A 21,954-nucleotide genomic window follows, 5' to 3' on the forward strand; every position below is an offset into this window, starting at 1 on the left:
GCCTTTGTTTATTCCTTATTGAGAGATTTTTTCTCGTTGCACTGAAATACCATTTTCATAACGTAAATCAGCAGCCGTTATTTTTTCACCATCGGGTATTCTTGACTGAATTTCTGGAAATAATTTGATAAATTGTTGATAACGTTGTTCTATTTTTTCACTACCTAATATCAATTTTATTTCCTCATTTTCAGAACATAAATCAACTTTACATTGCTTTACCATTAATTGCCATGCATTACGTTCATCCGATATTGCCGCCTGAATTGTCAAAGTAGATTTATTATTAGCCCATTTTTTAGAGATATCCTCTAATCTAAAATAAGTTTCTAACATTGACTTGGCTTTACCTTCAGGACTATAAAGTCTCGGCAATGATAAATCTTTCAAACGATCCAATGGCACACTAAAAGTACTACCATTTTTATCAAGTAAATATAAATCATTCCAGTAAAACGCAGGTTTATATTCTTCAATGTATACAATCAACCTGTCGGGCCACTGTTTACGAACACTTGCTTGTTTTACCCAAGGATATCGCATAATTTCTTGCTGAATATCATCAACATCTTGGCCAATATAAGTATTTGGTAAACCTAATCCCAGAATTGCTTGTCTAAGATCATCTTCTGTCGTATAAGTATAATCACCACTTAAGGTCAATTGTGATAATACCATCTGATCAGGATCTTCCATCCAATCTTTAATACAATTGACAGCCCATCCACAAATAACAACTATTACAAGTAAGAACAAAAAGCCTAGCATTTGTTCTGTATTGCGAAAAACAAGCAACTTTCTTCTACTCTGGTTTTGATGTTTATGCGCTGCTTGTCGGACTTTTTTCATAAAAATAAAGCCAATTAAATGGTTGCTAATTGTAAAATACGGTTAACCAAATCACTGAATGACCAGCCATATTCTTTTGCCGCCATTGGAACCAAGCTATGATCTGTCATGCCTGGAGCTGTATTTACCTCAAGCAAATATGGCTTTTCATTTTCATCAAACATAATATCGACTCGCCCCCAACCTCTACATCCTACGGCTTTATAAGCGTCTAATGCCAATTTACGAATTTCTTGCTCTTTAGCATCACTTAATCCACTTGGACAAAAATATTGGGTTTTATCTGACAAATACTTTGCATCATAATCATAAAAATTAGTAGCCGGTTTAATGTAAATTGCAGGTAAAACATCATCACCAACAATAGCTACAGTAAACTCTGGACCAGCTAAAAATGATTCGATCATTACAGTATTATCATATTTAAAGGCAATATCAACAGCTGCTTTTAATTCATCTGCTTGATTAACTCTTGACATACCGACACTTGAACCTTCATGGCTAGGTTTAACAAACAATGGTAAGCCAAGTTGTTTAATTATATTATCAACATCAATTGATTGTGATTTATCAACCATTACATAATCAGCAACAGGTAAACCAAGTGATTTCCACACTAGTTTGGTTTTTAACTTATCCATAGTTAATGCTGAGGATAAAACATCACTTCCGGTATAAGGAATATTTTGATAAGTTAAAATAGCTTGGGTAATACCATCTTCACCACCTCGTCCATGCAAAATAACAAATGCTTTTGAAAAACCATCTTGTTTTAAATTAGTTATACAATACTCTTTTGTATCAACAAGATGAGCATCAATACCATTTGCTTTTAATCCTGCTAGAACAGCTTGTCCTGATTTTAGTGATACTTCACGTTCAGCAGAGGTTCCTCCATACAATACAGCAACTTTATCAACCATTATTATAAAACCCCTTTTGAAAATAATTGGCTGCCAGCTAATTGACGGGCAATCCGACCAACACTACCAGCGCCTTGTGTTAATAACAAATCTCCACCTTGTAATATTTCTTTCATAATTTCCGGTAGAAGATCTAAATCTGAAACATAAATTGGATCCACTTTCCCTCGATTACGAATTGAACGACAAAGTGAACGACTATCAGCACCAGCAATAGGTTGTTCTCCGGCAGAATAAACATCTAACATCACTAATGCATCAACTTGAGAAAGTACTTGGGCAAAATCATCAAATAGATCCCTAGTTCGTGTATATCTGTGCGGTTGAAACAACATAACTAAACGCCGATCTGGCCAGCCATTTCTAGCCGCTTGAATTGTAGCATTAACTTCGCTAGGGTGATGTCCATAATCATCAACCATCATTATATCTTTATCATTTCCGTAAGGAAAAATACCTAATAGATCAAAACGTCGACTAGTACCGGCAAATTTAGCCAGCGCACGTACAATTGAATCATCATCAATTCCATCCTCTGTTGCCGCAATAATCGCTGCCGCAGAATTTAAAGCATTATGTTTGCCTGGAGCATTCAATTCAATGTGTAAATCATCTCTATCTGGACGGCAAACGGTATAATAGCTAACACCTCTTTCTTGGCGATAATTTTTAATTACTACATCGGCTTCTTCGCTAAATCCATAGGTGATAATTTTACGACCAACCACTGGTAATAACTCGCGATTAATCGGATCGTCATAACACATTACGGCTAAACCATAAAAAGGAAGATTGCGTAAAAAAGAGATAAAGGTTTGCTTAAGATTTTCTACACTTCCTTGATAGGTATCCATATGGTCAGGTTCGACATTAGTAACTATAGAGACCATAGGCTGTAAATGTAGAAATGAAGCATCACTTTCATCCGCTTCAGCAATAAAATAACGGCTACTACCTAGTCTAGCATGTGTTCCTGCCGCTTTTACTAATCCACCATTAACAAAAGTTGGATCAAGTTTAGCTTCTGCATATATAGAAGTAACCATTGCTGTAGTGGTTGTTTTACCATGGGTACCAGCGATAGCAATACCATATCGAAAACGCATTAACTCAGCTAACATTTCAGCTCTTTGAATCACTGGTATCCGAGCCTCTCTAGCTGCAATAACTTCTATATTATCCTGAGAAATCGCCGAAGAGATAACCACAACACTAGCACTCAGGACGTTTTCAGCAGCATGACCAATGACAATTTTAGCGCCTAATGTTTCTAAATGCTGAGTTACAGGATTTTCAGCAATATCTGAACCGCTAATTTGATATCCTTCATTAGCAAGAACTTCAGCAATACCGCCCATGCCCGCGCCACCAATACCAACAAAATGGATATGTTTGACTCGTTTCATTTCTGGAATGATTGCTCTTAATTCAGCTAATTCCTTAGTATTCACACTTAAACCCCTAACTAGTTAGTTACTTCTTGTTTAGTATTTGGTATTTAAAAATTTATTGGACAATCATTTATCAAACAAATTAAGATTAAATATTAAACACATCAACAAGACAATTACTTAAAATTATATATAAAATTCACTATTTTACCACCGAAATAAGCGTTTCGGCTACTCTTTCCGTCGAATTTATAATTGATAAACTTTTTGCTTTAATAGCCATTTCAACTAAATCTTCGCGACTCAAATGTTCAAGTAACGTAAATAGAGAATCAACATTGAAATCTGGTTGTTCAATTATCTTTGCCGCACCAATATCTGCTAAAGATTTCGCATTCCAAAATTGTTGGCGATCTTTATGCATAAATGGTACAAAAATAGCTCCAATACCAACAACTTCAATCTCACTTACAGTTAATGCTCCACTACGGCAAATTACGATATCAGCCCAATCATAAGCTTCTTTTACATCTGTTATAAATTCTGTCACACGATTATTTGTCATATCATAATGCTGATATGATTTAAGTACTTCATCTAACATACCTTTTCCTGTTTGATGCCAAACAACATACTTATCAGATAATCTTGTAATTACTTGAGGTACAACATCATTAATGACCTTAGCTCCTTGACTTCCGCCCATAATCAAAACTCTAATTAGGCCTTGTCGATCTTTAAATCTTTCGCGTGGTTCTTCAATTGTTAATAAATCACTACGAACAGGATTTCCAACAACTTCTGCATTAGGAAATGCTGTTGGAAAAGCTTGTAAAACTCTGGTCGCAATTTTAGCTAAGGATTTATTAGTTAAACCTGCTATACCATTTTGTTCATGTAATACAACTGGAATACCTAGAGATTTAGCCGCAATTCCTCCCGGTCCGGAAACATATCCTCCCATACCTAAAACGACATCAGGACGATAATTTTTTAAGATCTTTCTTGCTTGCAAAACCGCTTTTAATATTTTGTAAGGCGCCTTTAATAAGGCCATTTTACCTTTTCCTCGTAAGCCTGATATTTGAATAAAATCAATATCAATACCATTTTCTGGCACTAAATGTGCTTCCATACGATCAGCAGTGCCTAGCCATCTCACTTGCCAACCTTGCTTCATTAAATAATGAGCAACGGCAATACCTGGAAATACATGACCACCTGTTCCACCTGCCATGACTAATAATTTTTTCATTATTTTATCGACCTTATTCTTGCTTGAGTTTGTTGTTGTCTAAACTCAAAATCTATTCTCAGTAATATTGCAACCGCAATACTCATCACAATAAGGCTTGAGCCTCCATAACTAATAAACGGCAAGGTTAAACCTTTTGTCGGTAACATACCGGAGGTGACACCGACATTAACAAAAGATTGAAATCCAAACCAAATACCAATTTCACAAGCCAAATAGCCTGAAAATTGGGAACCTTCATTCAAAGCTCGATAACCGATTGCTAATGCTTTAAAAGTTAAAAAGAAGAGTAATAACAATAATGCAGCAACACCAATATATCCATACTCTTCTGAAATAATTGAGAAAATAAAATCGGTATGACATTCAGGTAAATAACGTAATTTAAAAATAGAATTACCAATGCCTTGTCCAGTAATACCACCATTACCAATTGCCATTAACGATGCAACTAGCTGATAACCAGCACCAGTTGCATCTTGCCACGGATCAAGAAAAGTCATTAAACGTGTTAAACGATAAGACTCATATAAAATAAGGCAAACTACAGCCCCAACTCCAGTTAGTAAAATCGCAATAAATTGCCATAATTGAGCGCCAGCAATAAACAAGATGCCTATTGTTACCATGAATAATACAATTACAGTACCTAAATCAGGTTGTTTGAGTAACAAAATTGACAAAACCGCCATAACAACCATAGGTTTAAAAAAGCCCCAAAAGCCACTTTGGACTTCTTCTGACTTACGGGCCAAATAACCAGCTAAAAATAAAAATAACGATAATTTAGAAAGTTCAGCTGGCTGAAAATTAAAAACACCTAATGGGATCCAACGAGACGCACCGTTAATTGAAGAGCCAATCCCTAAAACAACTATCAACATAACAATTGAAAGAATTAATAAAACTGATCCAAATTGTTGCCAACGTTGCATCGGAATATATAACGTTATACACATTAAAAAGAGCGACATTCCAATTTGAATCAACTCTCGTTGCGTATAGAAGAATGGATCACTCTCATTAAACGCCATTGATGAAGATGTCACCATAATTAAACCAAATACCATTAAACCAATTACAGTCCAAAGTAATTGGTTATCAAATGGAATATTTGGATTCACTTGTTTTTTTATCCAAAATAATGTCATTCATCACTCCTTGAACCGTACTGTTTGGCAAGTTGTGCAAATAGATTTCCACGCTCAATATAATTTTTAAATTGGTCTAAACTTGCACAAGCCGGTGAGAGTAATACAACATCATTTGCGACTATTTTTTTAGCTATACACTGCATGGCTTCGGACATAGTTAACGTAACAGTTGTGATTTCAGGAGCTAAATTTGCTAGCAAATCTCGATCTCGGCCAAAACAGAAAATTTCGATATTCCTACTTTTTAAATAAGGAATCAAAGGGGTAAAGTCTGCTGATTTACCATCGCCACCTAACAATAAAAATAGTTTTCCATTACATATAACACTTTTCAATGCCGCTTCGGTACTACCTACATTAGTGGCTTTAGAATCATTAATCCATTTGACATTATTGCTATCAAAGACTAATTCAAAACGATGTGGTAAACCTTGAAAATTAGAAATTGTTTGTAAGCTTGAATCACGTGGGATCTGTAAATTATCAGCAATAGCTAAGGCTGCTAATGCATTCAGATAATTATGACAGCCGATTAGTTTCATTGATTTAGTTGATAAAACAGGCTGATTTTTTGCAATTAAATGTTCATAATTCTCATCTAAATGATAGTCTCCACTATTTAATCCAAATGAGACACAATGGTGTTGTTTACCAGACGGTTTAGTCAATTTATCATCATAGTTAATAACACAACATTTTGCATTATGATAAATTCGTTGTTTCGCTTCAGTATATTGCATCAATCCTAGTGGATAACGATCCATATGGTCTTCAGAAATATTCAAAATCGTTGCCACAGAAGCTTGTAAACTTGATGTTGTTTCTAATTGAAAACTTGATAGTTCGAGAACATAAACATCACAGTTTTGTTGCAATAATGATAAAGCGGGTTCACCAATATTGCCACCCACACCAACTTTTATATCCGCGGCTTTTACAATATCACCAACCAAAGTTGTGACAGTCGTTTTACCATTTGCCCCGGTAATAGCAATAACTTTTTTATTTTTTTGTTGATTGACTTCACGGCAAAAAAGTTCAACATCGCCAATAATCTCAATACCGAGTTCTGCTGCTTTTTGTAATTCAGGTGTAGATAAAGCAATACCAGGACTGGCAATAATCAAGTCAGCTTCAAACAACCAATCAGTATTTAAATTACCTAAATGATACCTAACACGCTCATCTAGTTGTTCTAATCCAGAAGGAGATGTACGAGTATCAATTACTTTTGGTATAACATTTTGAGCAAGAAAATAGTCAACGCAGGATAATCCTGTAATACCTAATCCGATAATAACAACTTTTTTACCTTGATAATCAACCATGATTTAATCCTGCTCTAATATTCTTTAGCGTAATTTCAAAGTTAATAACCCAATTACCACTAACATCAGTGAAATAATCCAAAACCGAACAATAACTCTTGGTTCAGGCCAACCTTTTAATTCATAGTGATGATGAATTGGTGCCATTCGAAAAATTCGTTTCCCTCTTAATTTAAAGGATCCTACTTGTAAAATTACAGATAAGGTTTCAATAACAAAAATACCTCCCATAACTAACAATAAGAACTCTTGTCTAAGTAAAACAGAAATAATGCCAAACACACCACCTAAAGCTAATGAACCGACATCGCCCATAAAGACCATTGCCGGATAAGTGTTAAACCATAAAAAACCAAGGCCAGCACCAATAATTGCAGTACAAACAATCATTAATTCACCACTAAATTTAATATATGGAATATGTAAATAGGCAGCAAAATTAACATTACCAGTTGCCCAAGAAACAAGTGCAAAACCAGCAGCAACAAAAACTGTTGGCATAATTGCCAATCCATCGAGACCATCGGTCAAATTTACTGCATTACCAGCGCCAACTATGACGACATAAGTTAGTAAAATAAACCACAATCCTAATTGTGGCATCACATCTTTAAAGAATGGAACAACTAGAACTGTAACAGAACTATCTTTTCCATAAGCATAAAGACCAAAAGCAACAATTAATGCAATAACTGACTGCCAAAAATATTTCCATCGAGCAATTAGCCCCGCAGTATTTTTGCGTATAACTTTTAAATAATCATCTGCAAAACCAACAATACCATAACCAAGTAATACAAATAATGTTACCCAAACATAAGGATTTCGCAGATCAGCCCATAAAAATACGGAAATTGAAATGGAGGCCAATATAAGCGTTCCCCCCATTGTTGGTGTTCCTTTTTTACTTAAATGAGATTCCGGACCATCATTACGGATAACTTGACCAATCTGCAATTTTTGTAACCAATCAATGACTTTTTGCCCCATAATTAGCGAAATGGTCAATGAAGTTAATAGCGCTAAAATAGCCCTTACCGTAAGATAAGAAATAACATTAAAGAAAGTAAAATATTTAACTAAATATTCTGATATCCACACCAACATAATTTTAATCCCGACCTATTTTTGTTTGAATTTCCACGATAAGATCTTCCATTTTTGCACTACGTGATCCTTTGACTAACATAGTTAAAGTTGGATATAGACGTAGTAAGTTTAATAAATAATCTACAGCACTTTGTTTATCAATAAAATGATGACCAACACCACTAAATTGACTGATTAATTCACTTAACTGGCCGACACTAACAACACAATCAATATTTTGTTGTTTAGCTAACTCGCCGATTTGTTGATGATAAATGCTTGCATCGTTACCCAATTCAGCCATATCACCAACGACTAATACTTTATATCCGGGCTGTGTTGCTAAAACATGAATAGCAGCAGACATTGAGCCTACGTTAGCATTATAAGAATCATCCCAAATTAACTGTGTTTGATTTAACCTAACAGGATACAATCGTCCTTTTACCGATTTTGACGCAGCTAAACCTTTTTTAACCTGTGTTAACGTTGCTCCTACAGATATTGCTAAAGCAGACGAAGCTATGGCATTTGATATATTATGCTCACCAACTAATGGTAAGGTAATTCCACTATCACCAATTGGTGTATGTAATGTGAAAGTAGTCTGATCCATAATTTCAATATTACTAGCATAAAAATCAGCAGCAGAATTATGTATCGAAAAGGTCCAGACAGTTTTATTTTTGAGCATTGCTAACCATTTATCAGAACAACTTTCCAAATTAATAATTGCAATTCCGTTATCAGCTAATCCTTCAAAAATTTCACCTTTAGCTGTTGCTACACCATCAAGAGAACCAAATCCCTCAATATGCGCCAAAGCTATATTATTAATTAGTGCACTGTTTGGTTTAACTAAGCGTGTAGTATAAGCAATTTCACCTATATGATTAGCACCTAACTCAACAACCGCAAATTGATCTTGCTTCTTTAATCGTAGTAAAGTTAGTGGCACTCCTATATCATTATTAAAATTACCTTGAGTATAAAGAGTCTCACCACATTGTTGTAAAATATTGGCAGTCATTTCTTTGACGGAGGTTTTGCCCGATGAACCAGTTAACGCAACAAATTTTGCTGAACTTTGATCTCTTACAAATTCAGCTAGTTGACCTAATGCTATATAAGTATCATTGACCACTATTTGAGGAATATCATCATCGATTTTACGATTTACAATTACCGCAATAGCACCATCGTCAATAGCTTGTTTAGCAAATAAATGACCATCAAATTTTTCACCTACCAATGCAATAAATAGTGATTGATCAGTAATTTTTCGTGAATCAGTACAAATTTCATTAATAGCCAATTCTTCATCTGGAAGATGATAAGATGTACCATTGACGATTGTTGCAATTTGTTTAATAACTAAAGGAATCATGATAGATTCTCTACTCCTAAAATCTGTTTTACCGTTTCTTGATCTGAATAATGATGCTTGGTTTTACCAATAATTTGGTAATCTTCATGTCCTTTTCCGGCGATTAAGATAACATCATCAGGTTTAGCCTGAGCAAGCGTTTCTCGAATAGCTGTAACTCTATCAGTAATAACTTGTATATTTTTAATATTGCTTAAACCTTGCTCTATATCATGAATAATTTTAGTCTCATCTTCAGTACGTGGATTATCATTTGTTAATACAATTTTATCAGCAAATTGTTCCGCGACTTCGGCCATTAAAGGTCTTTTACCGGTATCTCTATCGCCACCACAACCAAAAATCACCCATAATTGGCCTTTACAATGAATACGACTTGCTTGTAATGCTTTTTGTAATGCATCTGGGGTATGTGCATAATCAATAATGACTGTTGGACTATTTTTTATATGTATCACTTCCATACGACCACAGATCGGCTTAAGATATGATGCCATATTAACAACAGCAAAAAATGGATAATCAAGAGTCAACAAGGTTGCGATTGCTAACAGTACATTTGATACATTAAATTCGCCTAATAATCGGCTGTGAATAATAGCATTACCCCAACTCGATTCCATATGAATTTTGGCCCCTTTATCATGATATTCAATCATTGATACACCAACATAGGTTTTATCTAATGTTTTTAAACGGCGCAATGATTTAGGCTGACATGACACAACCGTAACACTTGATAATTTATCTATCCAACGCCGTCCGTATTCATCATCATAATTAATAATTGATTTACCTGAACTAGCAACTTGCTTTTCGTGTTCATCACCGCTGAATAATGACCATTTTGCTTTAGCATATTTATTCATGGTTTTATGATAATCAAGATGATCACGGCTTAAATTAGTAAACACTGTTGCCGCACAATTTAGTGCTTTTACTCGATTCATCGCTAAACCATGGGACGAAATTTCCATGGCGACAACTTGAACTTGTTGCGTAACAAATTCGGCTAAAGCTGATTGAACTTCAATAGCAGATAAAGTCGTATTTACTGAAGGTTCAAGTTGATTATAAATACCATTACCTATCGTACCCAATAACGCAGCTTTTTGATTTAATAAAGTTACACATTGTGCGATAAGCTGAGTTACCGTTGTTTTACCATTAGTTCCAGTTACACCAATAACCGATAAATTTTTAGATGGTGAAAAATAAAAATCGTTTGCAATTTTTGATAATTTTTGAGAAAGCTGAAATATACTAATTTGTGGAATAACCTTCTTATTTTTTTGTTTAAGATAATCAATTTTCAAATCATTTGATTTTCTATTTGTTTCAATTAGAACTACAGCAGCACCAGATGAGATAGCTTGCGGAATAAAATCCCGACCATTAACGGTATACCCTTTAATAGCAATAAAAACATCATCTTTATTTACTTTTCGACTATCAATAACCAAATGATTAAGTGAGAAATCATCTATTTCCAGATCACTCCCACCTAATAATTTATATAACGTTTTAAATGTGTTTGTTACCATTATTTGTTACCTACTAATATACGATCATTTGGCCATCTACTTGGCGATCTGGTTTAACGTTCATTGTTCTAAGAACGCCTCCCATAATTCGACTAAAAACAGGTGCGGAAACAGAGCCACCATAATATTGCCCTGCTTTTGGATTATCAATTACCACAACTAGTGAATATTTTGGCCCTGTTGCCGGTGCAATACCTGCGGTATAAGCTAAATACTGGTTAACATATCGACCACCAGCTAATTTTTTAGCTGTCCCTGTTTTAACACCGACACTATACCCTGGAACAGAAGCTTTAGTACCGCCACCGGTTACGGCTACAGCTTCCATCAATTGCACTACAGTTTTAGCTATTTTTTCGCTTACAACCCGTTTACCTTCTACTGGTTCGTTCACTTTCAATATTGAAACTGGTCGATAAACACCATAGCTACCAATAGTTGCATAAGCTCTCGCCAATTGTAATGGAGTAACGCTTAAACCATAACCAAAAGAAAATGTTGCACGCTCTATATCAGCCCATTTTCTTGTTCTATCGGCAGCAATAGAACCACTAACTTCACCACCTAAACCAAGTTCTGTTGGTTGACCTAAGCCAAAACGACTATAAAACTCAACCAGATCACCTGATTGCATTTGTAGTGCTAATTTACTTACCCCTACGTTACTTGATTTTTCCAAAATACCAGCCAAATTTAGTGCTTTTTGATAAGAGACATCTTTTATTTCATAGCGGTTAACTAAAAAAGGTCTAGTATCTATGATAGTGTTCAAGTCGGCTATTTTCTTTTCTAATGCAGCCATAACAACTAAAGGTTTAACTGTTGAACCCGGTTCGAATGCATCTGTTATGGCCCGATTTCGTAACAAATTATAATCAATTGAAGTTCGATTATTTGGATTATAGGATGGACTGGTTGCCATCGCTAAAATCTCACCAGAATGAACATCGATCAAAACAGCTGTACCACTATCAGCTTTATTAAATGCTACTGCTTGGCTAAGCTCGCTATAAACTAGCGACTGTAAACGCTCATCAATGCTTAACGTTAAATCAGAGGCAATTTCACTTTCTGTTCTTTCGAGCTCCTCAATAACACGACCAACTCTATCTCGTCTAACTATACGTTGTCCCGATTCTCCAATAAGCCATTTATTAAAACTTTTTTCAATACCTTCAGAACCTTTTTCAGTACCGTTCTCATCGATATCAGTTAAGCCAATTAATTGGGCAATATTTTCTGCTGCAGGGTAATAACGTTTTGAAGTCTTAGCAAACGATATTCCAGGTAATTTTAATTTTTTTAAATAATCCGATATGGTTGGTGTAATTTGTTTAGATAAATAAACAAAACGCATCGATGGATTACTCAATTTTTGTTCTAATGTCGATATTGGAATATTTAACGTTTTCGCTAATCCTTGCCAGCGAATATCATTGGCATCAACACCACCTTTTTGCACAACTATTTTCGGATCAGCCCAAACATCATACATTGGAACGCTAACGGCCAAAGCTCTTCCATTACGATCAGTAATCATAGCTCTCGGCGCAATCATTTCTTGATGACGAATTGAACGTTTATTGGCTTCAGCAATAAGTTTATCGGGTTCTATTATTTGTAAAACAGCCAATCTCACCAACAAACCAATAATTGCTAAAATAATAAAGCCATATACAAGGTAGAATCTATTAAGCGTAAAAACTTGTTTTTTACTGTTTAATTTATTCCCTTTATTCGATTTCGTATTAAGTCTTACGTTATCTTTTTTATTTTTATTGGCAAACTTCATTATTTACTCTTTATCACAATAACGGTTTCATTTTGTGGTGTCACATAAGACATTCCTAATTGATTTTTAGCTTTTTCTTCAACCCGTTTGGGATCTGCAAGAACATTTTCTTCAATAACTAAATTACGCCATTCACTTTCTAATACATCTTGTTCAAGCAATAATTGTTCACGTTCAAATAATTGTTTACGTACCTGCTGAGTAGTTATTAATACAGCACCAGCAGAAATAATAATAAGTAACAATAACAATAATGAAATTTTTTGATGACCAAGCAAATCATTAAGGATTAATCCAAATAAACTTTTGCTTGGTCTTTTTTGATTGTGTTTTTCTACATCAGTTCTATTGTAAATTTCATTGTTTTGATTACTATTCATTTTTCCTTTCTGCTACCCTTAATATCGCGCTACGTGAACGCGGGTTACCATATATTTCATCATTACTCGGCTTAATTTTGCCAAGTGATTTTAGTTTAGCATTACCATATTGTTTAATTTGTTGTTCTGTTAATGGTAACCCTGCAGGTAAATCTGGGCCTTTACTCTGTTTATTAATAAATTGTTTTACAATTCTGTCTTCTAAGGAATGAAAACTAATCACAGCCAGTCTACCTTGATTAGCCAATATCGATAAACTGCTATTTAATGCTTGTTCAACTTCCTCTAGTTCACTATTTATGTAAATCCTAATAGCTTGAAATGATCGTGTTGCAGGATGTTTATTTTTATCTTTCTTCGGGGTCGCTTTTTCAATTAAACTCGCTAACTCTAAAGTTCGAGTGATTGGTGCCACCTTATTTTGCTCAACAATTGCACGTGCGATACGTTTAGCAAATTTTTCCTCACCAAAAGTTTTTAATACCCATGCAATATCATTTTCATCACTATTTAGTAACCACTCACTTGCAGTTACACCTTTATGATTATTCATTCGCATATCAAGTGGTCCATCTCTCATAAACGAAAATCCTCTTTCTGGATCATCTAATTGAGGTGATGACACACCTAAATCTAACAAAAAACCATCAACGCTGCCTAACAACCCTAATTCATTAATATATTGATAAACATTAGAAAACTCACCACGAATAAAAGTAAATCTAGGATCATTTATCTTAGCTGCTGCTTGTTCAGCTCGCTCATCACGGTCAATTGCAATTAATTTCCCTTTAACCCCTAATTGTTCGAGGATCAAACGAGAATGACCGCCACGACCAAAAGTCCCATCAACATAAATACCGTTTTTTTTTAAATTCAATGCCGTTACAGCTTCATTTAACAAAACTGTTTTATGTTGATAATCCATTGTTATTTACTCTTATTAAATTGTTAGATTTTTTAAATTATCTGATAAGTTTTCAATATCTGTTGGTAACGCAGCAATATCATCACTAATTTGTTGATACCATATTCCTTCATCCCAAATCTCAAATTTATTGGATTGGCCGACAAACATAGTATGTTTTTCTAGTTTTGCATAAGTACGTAAAGTTGGTGGTAGTAAAATACGTCCAGCATTATCTAAATTACATTCCGTTGCATAACCTAATAGTAGCCTTTTAATTCTTCTTTCTACTTCAACAATAGTTGACAATGTTGATAGTTGTAATTCAATTTTTTGCCATTCAGACATTGAATAAAGTGTTAAACAAGGATGATATAAACCAATGGTACAAACTAAGCCGTCAGACAAAAAATCACGATAGCGAGTAGGAATTGCTATTCGCCCTTTACTATCTAAACTGACTAAAATTGCACCACTAAACATGAAAGCACCATTATTAACAATTTTTATTATTTTTAAATTATAAAAAAATCAATATGTTAATTGCAATCCTATTTTTTACCACTTTACCCCACTTTTTACCACAAAAGTTAATAAAATAATAGATGTTTAATTAATTTATTTCTACCAATGTAAAAAATGTATATAACTGTTAGTAAATCCTAACAACTGAAATAAAGTAGTAAAGAATATTAAAAGGAATTATGGATATAGTTTTTAATACAAAATTGATGCTTTCTAATAAAAAATTCTATTTATCAATATATTATAGATATAAAGAGCCAATGATTTAGGTAACAAGAGGTTTTAGTACCTGACTGTCAATTAGAACCTTACCAGTCAAAACTAGCAAGGTTGATTTAGTTAAGAAGCGGTCCAAAAACCAATAACATTGACTCTATTCTGCTGCAAGACTGCACGAATAGGCATTTGATTAATATCATCACCTTGTTCTGCTTGCTCAAGCACTTGCATCTTACTTTCACCGACTAAATGTAAATAGATATTTTCACTATCTAAAATAGTAGGTAATGTTAAGGTAATACGATCAAGTGGAGCGGTTAATGGTGTCATACCGATAACTTTGCGACCGGATTTCATATCTAAGCCCGCCATTAAATTAGCTGCACCAGGGAAAAGCGAGGCAGTATGTCCATCTTCACCCATTCCCAAAATTAACACATCAAATGGCATCGGAATTTTATTTAATATTTTATCGGTAATTTCTGCGCCGTCGAATGGATTATCACAACTATTTTTCAAGCCGACAAAATTAGCTAATTTAGCCTTATTTTGTAGTAAATAAGTTAATACTAACTTCTCATTACTCGCATCATCAGTATCAGCTACCCATCGATCATCAACTAATGTAATAAAAACCTTATGCCAATCTAAATCTTGTTGGCTTAATAATTTAAATAGTGGTATAGGTGTTTTTCCACCAGACACGGCAATAGAAGCATGTCCTTTTTTCTCAATAGCCTTTTTTAGTTCTTTAACAATATGGGAGGCTAAATCTTCAATCAATAGTTGATTGTTTGAGTATTTATTTAATGTAAACATTTTCGTAATTCCTCTATTCAAATTCATGCCATGAATGACCATCTTTGGTGATCAAAGCCACTGAAGCGACAGGTCCCCAAGTACCTGCAGGATAGTTTTTTGGTGATTCATTATCTACATTCCAAGCACTAATAATTGAATCAACCCATTTCCATGCTGCTTCAACCTCATCACGGTGAACAAATAAAGCTTGTCTGCCACGCATCACTTCTAATAGTAAACGCTCATAGGCATCAGCACTATGTTGATGAAATGTTTCTCTAAAACTTAAGTCGAGTTTAGTGGTTTGTAAATTATGAGTACTATCTAATCCAGGTACTTTATTTAAAATTTCAATGTCCATACCTTCATCTGGTTGTAAACGGATGGTTAGTTTATTTTGTGGTAATTCTGAATAAGACTCGCTAAATAAATTAAGAGGCAAAGATTTAAAATAAACGACTACTTCAGAACATTTACTCGGTAAGCGTTTACCTGTCCTTAAATAGAAAGGAACCCCAGCCCAACGCCAATTGTCTATATCTACACGAATAGCAACAAATGTTTCAGTATTACTTTGCTTATTTGCGCCATCTTCTTCTAAATAACCGGGGACATTGATACCGTTAACAAATCCGGCAGTATATTGTCCTCTAACTACTTTTTCACGAATATTAGCTTTATTAATTGGACGTAATGCATTAAGTACAGCAATCTTTTCTCTACGCAAACTATTATCGTCAAGATTTGCTGGAGGAGACATGGCAATCATAGTAAGAATTTGCAATAAATGATTCTGCACCATATCGCGCATTTGTCCAGCTTTATCAAAGTACCCCCAGCGGCCCTCAATTCCAACTTGTTCGGCAACAGTTATTTCAACATGATCGATTGAATTTCTATCCCAAAATGCAGCAAACACAGGGTTAGCAAAGCGTAATGCAAGTAAATTTAAAACTGACTCTTTACCTAAATAGTGGTCAATACGATAAACTTGTGACTCACTAAAAAATTTTGCAACTGAATCATTAATCTCTCTCGATGATTGTAAACCAAAACCTAATGGCTTTTCCATGACAATTCGACTTTGAGATTGGTTCAAACCTGCAGCTGCTAAGCCTTGGCAGATAGTCCCAAATGCATTCGGATGCATAGCAAAATAAAAAATAGCAGGATGCGATTTTTCAAGTTTATTTTTCAAAGAATCAAAGCCTGATATATCATTAACATCTAATTTATGAAAGTTTAGACGCTGACTAAGTCGTTGCCAAACACTTTCATCTAAAGGCTCGGACATAAATGAGGTCAACGCATCTTTAGCTACTTCAGCATAAGCCTTTTGATCCCAATCAGCACGGCCTACACCTAGAATTTTTGTCTGTTTTGGTAACTTTCCATATTTTTCTAATTGATATAAAGACGGTAAAAGTTTACGCCTCGTTAAATCCCCTTTAGCGCCAAAAATAACTAAATCGCAAGCTGGGATATCAGACATGAAGTTCTCCTAAAATGGTGTCATCTACAATTTATTTCATTATGTTTGATTACCAGTATACATCAAGTTAATAGAATCAATCATAATAATAGATATTTGTCTTTTTTTAGACTCTAATAAAAAAATAAAAGGCCACCATATTGGTGACCTTTTATCTAAAAATGTGTTGAATAACAATTCAACAAATAAGTAATTATGCGCGTACAAAATCCATATGAACTAATTTTGGTTTAAATGGATGACGTTGTACTGCTTGTACTTTAACTTTAACTGCTTTACCATCAATTTCAATAGTTAATACTTCAGAATAAAATTCTGGTTTTTCTTGCATATTGAATACTTGGTTGTGATCTAACACGATAGAAACTGCAGGTTCTATTCCACCATAAACAATAGCTGGGAACTGACCAGCGTGACGCAGGCGGCGGCTCGCACCCTTACCATGCTCTTTTCTTACTTCAGCTTTAAATGTAAACATATTGATTTCTCTTATTTATTCAAAATAAAAACCAATTACAGGCGACCCAGTAGTTGGTTATAAAATTAGTGCTCCAAAAAGCGCTAGGGATTATAAAGTGTTATGTTAGTAAACGCAATCAAATAATCAACTCTACAAAGATAAAGTCACATATTGATTGCATTTATAATAAGCAAAATATAATACTTAAATCACTTCAATCTTAAACCCATATACTGATTTTTGTTTTGTCGATAATTTTAACGGTTTATTAATACGACAGGTCTCAACGCATACCATAGATTGATATTCTTGATCAGCGAAATCAGCCATTGCTCTGGCTTTATCTATCCAAGGATTCCAAGTAACGACATCACTTGCATTAATATTAGTTAATTTAATGGTTCGCTTACCATCAAAGACGGTGATTGCTTCATCAGCATCAGTATAAACACGATCGACTTCTTGATTAAAGGTTAGTTGTCCTAAAATAGCCGGTTTATTTTCAACTGGTAAGCGATCTTGATAAGAATCCCCTAAACCTTTAACAGTAACATTATCAATATTATTAATACCAAAATAAGTATGTAATGCACTTGTTGCTTCAAAATCTCCTTGGCAAGATAATGTCACTTCACAAGTTTGTCCCACATGGATGGTTAACCTTGCATTAAAAGGTTTTGTGAAAAAACGTTCTGTCTGTTGGTTATTAGTTAATGATAAAGTTAAATCCACACCATTATTGTCTTCTTTACAAGAATCTAATTGCCATTCAACTAAACGAGCAAAACCATGCATTGGATCACCCAATTTACCAAACCATGGCCAACAAATTGGCACTCCACCTCTAATTGCCATTTCTTTTTTAAAATTCGCTTTTTGACTCAACCAAATAACCGGTGTAGTTTCTGTTGAAGGTTGCCAAAATAGTAAATGAGCACCTTGTAACGATACTGCTGCTGAACATGTAGGATGTTTAATCACTAGGACAGGTAATTCACCAAATATATTTTGATGGACTGATAAACTCAATGACGAACCGGTAGCATAACTATCTAAAATCTGCTTAATAATACTCATATTTACTCCTAACTATTTAATTTGCTTGGCGAATACTGCCTATAATCTATATCTAATTGTACGCATATTACTCGAATTATAAAAACGGAATACAGACAATAAAAGCTTTTTTTACTAAATTGGAGTAATATAGCCAGCTATTTCTTATCAGTTACTCACGCTTTGTAAAAAATTTGAGGAAAGGCATATGTTTCAGTATAAAATTCCACTGAGTTTATATATACATATGCCATGGTGTGTGCAAAAATGTCCATATTGCGATTTTAATTCACACAAAATGAAGAGTGCGCCGGATTACTCTGCATATATTGATCATTTAATTAATGATTTAAAACAAGATGTATTGCTTACTCATGATCGTTCCATTCATTCAATTTTCATAGGTGGTGGAACCCCAAGCCTGTTTTCTGCAGAATTAATTAATAACTTATTGGCAAATATAAACAAAATAATACCAATTAATCATGATGCAGAAATTACTATTGAAGCAAATCCTAATTCCGTTGATGTTGAAAGATTCAAAGGATATCAGCAAGCAGGTATCAACCGTATATCGATTGGAGTACAAAGCTTTCAATCAGATAAACTTCAGAAATTAGGACGAGTTCATAATCCACAAGAAGCGATAGATGCAGGAAAGTTAGCCCATGATTTAAATTTAAAAAGCTTTAATTTAGACTTAATGCATGGCTTGCCAAATCAAACAATTCAGGATGCATTGCATGATCTTAAACAGGCAATTGCAATCGCTCCACCACATCTATCTTGGTATCAACTAACAATTGAACCGAATACCTTGTTTGGTTCTAAACCTCCTGTTTTACCTGATGATGATATGCTCTGGGATATTTATCAACAAGGACACCAATTGCTAACTAACCATGGATATCAGCAATATGAAACATCGGCTTATGCAAAACCAAATTATCAATGCCAACATAATCTAAATTATTGGCGATTCGGCGATTATATCGGTATTGGTTGTGGTGCTCATGGCAAACTAACACAAAATGACGGTACCATTATTCGTACGGTGAAAACAAAACATCCACAAGGATATATGCAAGGACGTTATTTAGAGCGCTCTTATACTGTAGCTAAAGATGAATTAGCCTTTGAATTTTTTATGAATAGATTCAGACTATTTGAACCAACACCTAAAATCGAGTTTGAGCAAAGAACATTTTTACCTATGCAATCTATTGATCAACCGATTTCTCTTGCTATAGAAAAAAATTATTTAGTTGAAGATGACAAAACTTGGCAAATAACAGATCACGGCAAGTTATTCTTAAATTCATTGCTAGAAATTTTCTTATAACAAAATTAATTAAAATAAGACAACAATTTTCTTTACTATATATTAACAAAAAAAATACTAACTATTTAAACAAACATATAAATTTCTTTACTTACATTTTTTCAAAAAAAGAGCATACTAACTTCTACAATGCATTTATTTCATTGTTTTTCCTATTCCTTATGTTTTCCCAATAACAATGTTATTGGGATTTTTTTGTAATAAGGAAAATTAAGTTTTCGTTACCAAATTAAATAGTTGTATGTTTTGATAAAAACTGTTGGATTTCGGTAAGTGAAGACGTTCCTTCCATCGGCCCTTGTTTTGATACAGCCAATGCACCGCTCACATTAGCAAATTGTAGTGCGGTTTCAACAGGGTACCCTGCTAATAATAAACTCACAAATGTCGCACCAAAACAATCACCAGCGCCGGTTGGATCAACAGAATCGACATTAAAACCATCTACATGAATCATTTTTAAGCATTTTTGTTCATCTAAACCATAATAATTGGCTCCTTTAGCACCACCTTTTACAACAATATGCTTAATACCATTGTTTAGCAAATTTGACATAGTTTGTTGTTCACTTTCATCATTCTGAGCAAAATAACAAACCTCATTTTCGCTAGGTAAGAAAATATCGGTATACTCCATAATATAACCAAAAGATTGTTCCATTTCTTGAATGTTAAACATCTCTTTGCGTAAATTAGGATCAAACGAAATTGTTCCACCTTTATTTTTAATGAGATCCAAGGCTTTTCTCATCGCATCAATAGCTCGAAAAGAGTACAACGAAGACCCCATAACATGCAAATGATTACAATCTTTTAACAATTTTTCATCAATATGATTAAATGATAGTAAACCACATGCACTATTAGGAATATTAAAAATAAAATCTCTGTCACTATGGTCTTGATAACTAACAAATGCACTACCAGTATTAGCCATACTATGTGAAGTAATACCGTCAATAATCACCCCATCTTTTTTAAGCCGATTAATGCACATTTTTCCAAAGCTATCTTTTCCCACACAGCTAAATAAAATGACAGGAAAACCTAATTTAGCGACTTGATCAGCAAATATTGCTGGAGCACCACTTGGATAAGGACCAATAAATTCACCTGTTTGATCAAAGCGTTGATTATTTTCCTTTGCCAAAAATTCAACCAGCAATTCACCTACAGTACAAATTTTAAATTCCATATTAGTTATGTCCCCAATAGATTATGATAAGTCATACAATATTTATTAATCGCAATTTGTTTAAAATTAGAATTTAACAATTGGTGATGATACTCAGTCACCGCTGCTTTAGATAATATTGTGACATCTATATGTTTTAATTTACCAATACTATGATTATCAGCAAGTAAAGATCTTTCTAATAAAAGGCCAATAGTATGTTGAGAATATTTTAAGATTTGTTGATATATTTCTTTTTGTTCACAATTTTCAATAATCAGAGAATTATCTCCATCTATGGCTGCTAATTCGATAATGAAATGAGAAATGGCATACTTATTGCCAATGCTAATCAATTCATTACAGCTTTTTATAATATTTCCTTCACATAAAACGCCACCAATTAAAATGACTTCTGCATCGGAAAATTCACGTACTAATTGTGCATTTCTTATATCATTCATAATGATACGTAATGATTTTTTTTTATGTAAAAAAGGAATTAGTTTCCGAGTTAAAAAACCATGTCCTAAAAAAATAGTATCACCATCATTAATATAACTTAAACACGCTTTTGCTAAATCAATATCAGAATTGCCCTTAGTTTGACTTGAATTTAATGCAACAGAATTGTGAACTTGCCCCTCAGGAGAAATATAAATAGCGCCACCAAATGAACGTTTTAAATATCCTTGTTGTTCAAGGTAAGTTAAATCTTGTCGGATAGTAACATGAGAAACCTTTAACTGATCAGACAACTCATCAACTTTTACTTCACCATTTTGGCGTACAATTTTTGCGATATCCAATCGACGTTTCAATAGAGCTGAAGATGCTTTAGCCAATTTTCACTTCCTATGTTAATGGTAAATACTTCGTACAAGAC

General features: G+C 34.0%; 20 protein-coding genes. 1 reads left to right on the forward strand and 19 read right to left on the reverse strand.

All coding sequences use genetic code 11. From position 1 onward, the window contains the following. Positions 1 to 15: 15 nt before the first annotated feature. The 17 genes from H3T80_RS06525 to H3T80_RS06605 all read right to left on the reverse strand — a co-directional run bounded on the left by H3T80_RS06525 (position 16) and on the right by H3T80_RS06605 (position 18,573). Positions 16 to 849, reverse strand: coding sequence for an FtsQ-type POTRA domain-containing protein (locus H3T80_RS06525; RefSeq protein ID WP_110447193.1), 834 nt, complete (start codon positions 847 to 849; stop codon positions 16 to 18). 14 nt (positions 850 to 863) lie between these two features. Next, complete coding sequence (locus tag H3T80_RS06530) at positions 864 to 1,772, reverse strand: D-alanine--D-alanine ligase (protein ID WP_110447192.1); 909 nt, start codon at positions 1,770 to 1,772, stop codon at positions 864 to 866. A 2-nt stretch (positions 1,773 to 1,774) separates the two neighbouring features. After that, entirely contained in the window at positions 1,775 to 3,223 is a 1,449-nt protein-coding gene (murC, locus tag H3T80_RS06535) for a UDP-N-acetylmuramate--L-alanine ligase (RefSeq protein WP_198200843.1), read from the reverse strand. A 142-nt stretch (positions 3,224 to 3,365) separates the two neighbouring features. After that, positions 3,366 to 4,418, reverse strand: coding sequence for an undecaprenyldiphospho-muramoylpentapeptide beta-N-acetylglucosaminyltransferase (gene murG, locus H3T80_RS06540; protein WP_198200845.1), 1,053 nt, complete (start codon positions 4,416 to 4,418; stop codon positions 3,366 to 3,368). Then, positions 4,418 to 5,569, reverse strand: a complete 1,152-nt coding sequence (gene ftsW, locus H3T80_RS06545) for a cell division protein FtsW (protein WP_198200847.1) — start codon at positions 5,567 to 5,569, stop codon at positions 4,418 to 4,420. Before ftsW ends, murG begins: the two co-directional genes overlap by 1 nt. Next, positions 5,566 to 6,900, reverse strand: a complete 1,335-nt coding sequence (gene murD, locus H3T80_RS06550; protein WP_198200849.1) for a UDP-N-acetylmuramoyl-L-alanine--D-glutamate ligase — start codon at positions 6,898 to 6,900, stop codon at positions 5,566 to 5,568. The genes ftsW and murD overlap by 4 nt, the downstream gene beginning before the upstream one ends. 24 nt (positions 6,901 to 6,924) lie before the next feature. Then, complete coding sequence (gene mraY, locus H3T80_RS06555; protein WP_065578128.1) at positions 6,925 to 8,007, reverse strand: phospho-N-acetylmuramoyl-pentapeptide-transferase; 1,083 nt, start codon at positions 8,005 to 8,007, stop codon at positions 6,925 to 6,927. Between the two features lie 4 nt (positions 8,008 to 8,011). After that, positions 8,012 to 9,376 carry a UDP-N-acetylmuramoyl-tripeptide--D-alanyl-D-alanine ligase gene (gene murF, locus H3T80_RS06560; protein WP_198200851.1) on the reverse strand — a complete coding sequence of 455 codons (1,365 nt, stop codon included), beginning with the start codon at positions 9,374 to 9,376 and terminating at the stop codon, positions 8,012 to 8,014. Then, the gene (gene murE, locus H3T80_RS06565; RefSeq protein ID WP_198200853.1) at positions 9,373 to 10,920 is read right to left on the reverse strand and encodes a UDP-N-acetylmuramoyl-L-alanyl-D-glutamate--2,6-diaminopimelate ligase; all 1,548 of its coding nucleotides are present in this window, start codon (positions 10,918 to 10,920) and stop codon (positions 9,373 to 9,375) included. The genes murF and murE overlap by 4 nt, the downstream gene beginning before the upstream one ends. Before the next feature lie 13 nt (positions 10,921 to 10,933). Then, complete coding sequence (gene ftsI / locus H3T80_RS06570) at positions 10,934 to 12,712, reverse strand: peptidoglycan glycosyltransferase FtsI (RefSeq protein WP_198200855.1); 1,779 nt, start codon at positions 12,710 to 12,712, stop codon at positions 10,934 to 10,936. Next, a complete protein-coding gene (gene ftsL / locus H3T80_RS06575; RefSeq protein WP_198200857.1) occupies positions 12,712 to 13,092 on the reverse strand; it encodes a cell division protein FtsL in 381 nt (126 codons plus the stop codon). Before ftsL ends, ftsI begins: the two co-directional genes overlap by 1 nt. After that, positions 13,085 to 14,020: a 16S rRNA (cytosine(1402)-N(4))-methyltransferase RsmH gene (gene rsmH, locus H3T80_RS06580; protein ID WP_232350106.1), complete on the reverse strand. Its 936-nt coding sequence runs from the start codon at positions 14,018 to 14,020 to the stop codon at positions 13,085 to 13,087. Before rsmH ends, ftsL begins: the two co-directional genes overlap by 8 nt. Before the next feature lie 15 nt (positions 14,021 to 14,035). After that, positions 14,036 to 14,482 (reverse strand): division/cell wall cluster transcriptional repressor MraZ, encoded by a 447-nt coding sequence (gene mraZ, locus H3T80_RS06585; RefSeq protein ID WP_110447183.1) that lies wholly within the window; start codon positions 14,480 to 14,482, stop codon positions 14,036 to 14,038. Between the two features lie 381 nt (positions 14,483 to 14,863). Beyond that, entirely contained in the window at positions 14,864 to 15,562 is a 699-nt protein-coding gene (pgl, locus tag H3T80_RS06590; protein ID WP_198200859.1) for a 6-phosphogluconolactonase, read from the reverse strand. Positions 15,563 to 15,575: 13 nt separating this feature from the next. Beyond that, positions 15,576 to 17,036 (reverse strand): glucose-6-phosphate dehydrogenase, encoded by a 1,461-nt coding sequence (zwf, locus tag H3T80_RS06595; protein WP_198200861.1) that lies wholly within the window; start codon positions 17,034 to 17,036, stop codon positions 15,576 to 15,578. 193 nt (positions 17,037 to 17,229) lie between these two features. After that, positions 17,230 to 17,514, reverse strand: a complete 285-nt coding sequence (gene rplY / locus H3T80_RS06600) for a 50S ribosomal protein L25 (protein ID WP_198200870.1) — start codon at positions 17,512 to 17,514, stop codon at positions 17,230 to 17,232. Between the two features lie 186 nt (positions 17,515 to 17,700). After that, positions 17,701 to 18,573 (reverse strand): D-hexose-6-phosphate mutarotase, encoded by an 873-nt coding sequence (locus tag H3T80_RS06605; RefSeq protein WP_198200871.1) that lies wholly within the window; start codon positions 18,571 to 18,573, stop codon positions 17,701 to 17,703. A gap of 187 nt (positions 18,574 to 18,760) precedes the next feature. On the opposite strand from H3T80_RS06605, the gene hemW reads away from it, so the two are divergent. Beyond that, positions 18,761 to 19,894, forward strand: a complete 1,134-nt coding sequence (hemW, locus tag H3T80_RS06610) for a radical SAM family heme chaperone HemW (RefSeq protein WP_198200872.1) — start codon at positions 18,761 to 18,763, stop codon at positions 19,892 to 19,894. 229 nt (positions 19,895 to 20,123) lie between these two features. Here the strand turns inward: hemW and H3T80_RS06615 are convergent, their stop codons facing one another. Then, positions 20,124 to 21,089, reverse strand: a complete 966-nt coding sequence (locus H3T80_RS06615; protein WP_198200873.1) for a sugar kinase — start codon at positions 21,087 to 21,089, stop codon at positions 20,124 to 20,126. 5 nt (positions 21,090 to 21,094) lie between these two features. Then, a complete protein-coding gene (locus H3T80_RS06620; RefSeq protein WP_198200874.1) occupies positions 21,095 to 21,913 on the reverse strand; it encodes a DeoR/GlpR family DNA-binding transcription regulator in 819 nt (272 codons plus the stop codon). Between the last annotated feature and the right edge of the window lie 41 nt (positions 21,914 to 21,954).

The sequence above is a fragment of the Gilliamella sp. W8145 genome (genome assembly GCF_016101145.1).
In the GTDB taxonomy this organism is placed as follows: domain Bacteria; phylum Pseudomonadota; class Gammaproteobacteria; order Enterobacterales; family Orbaceae; genus Gilliamella; species Gilliamella apis_A.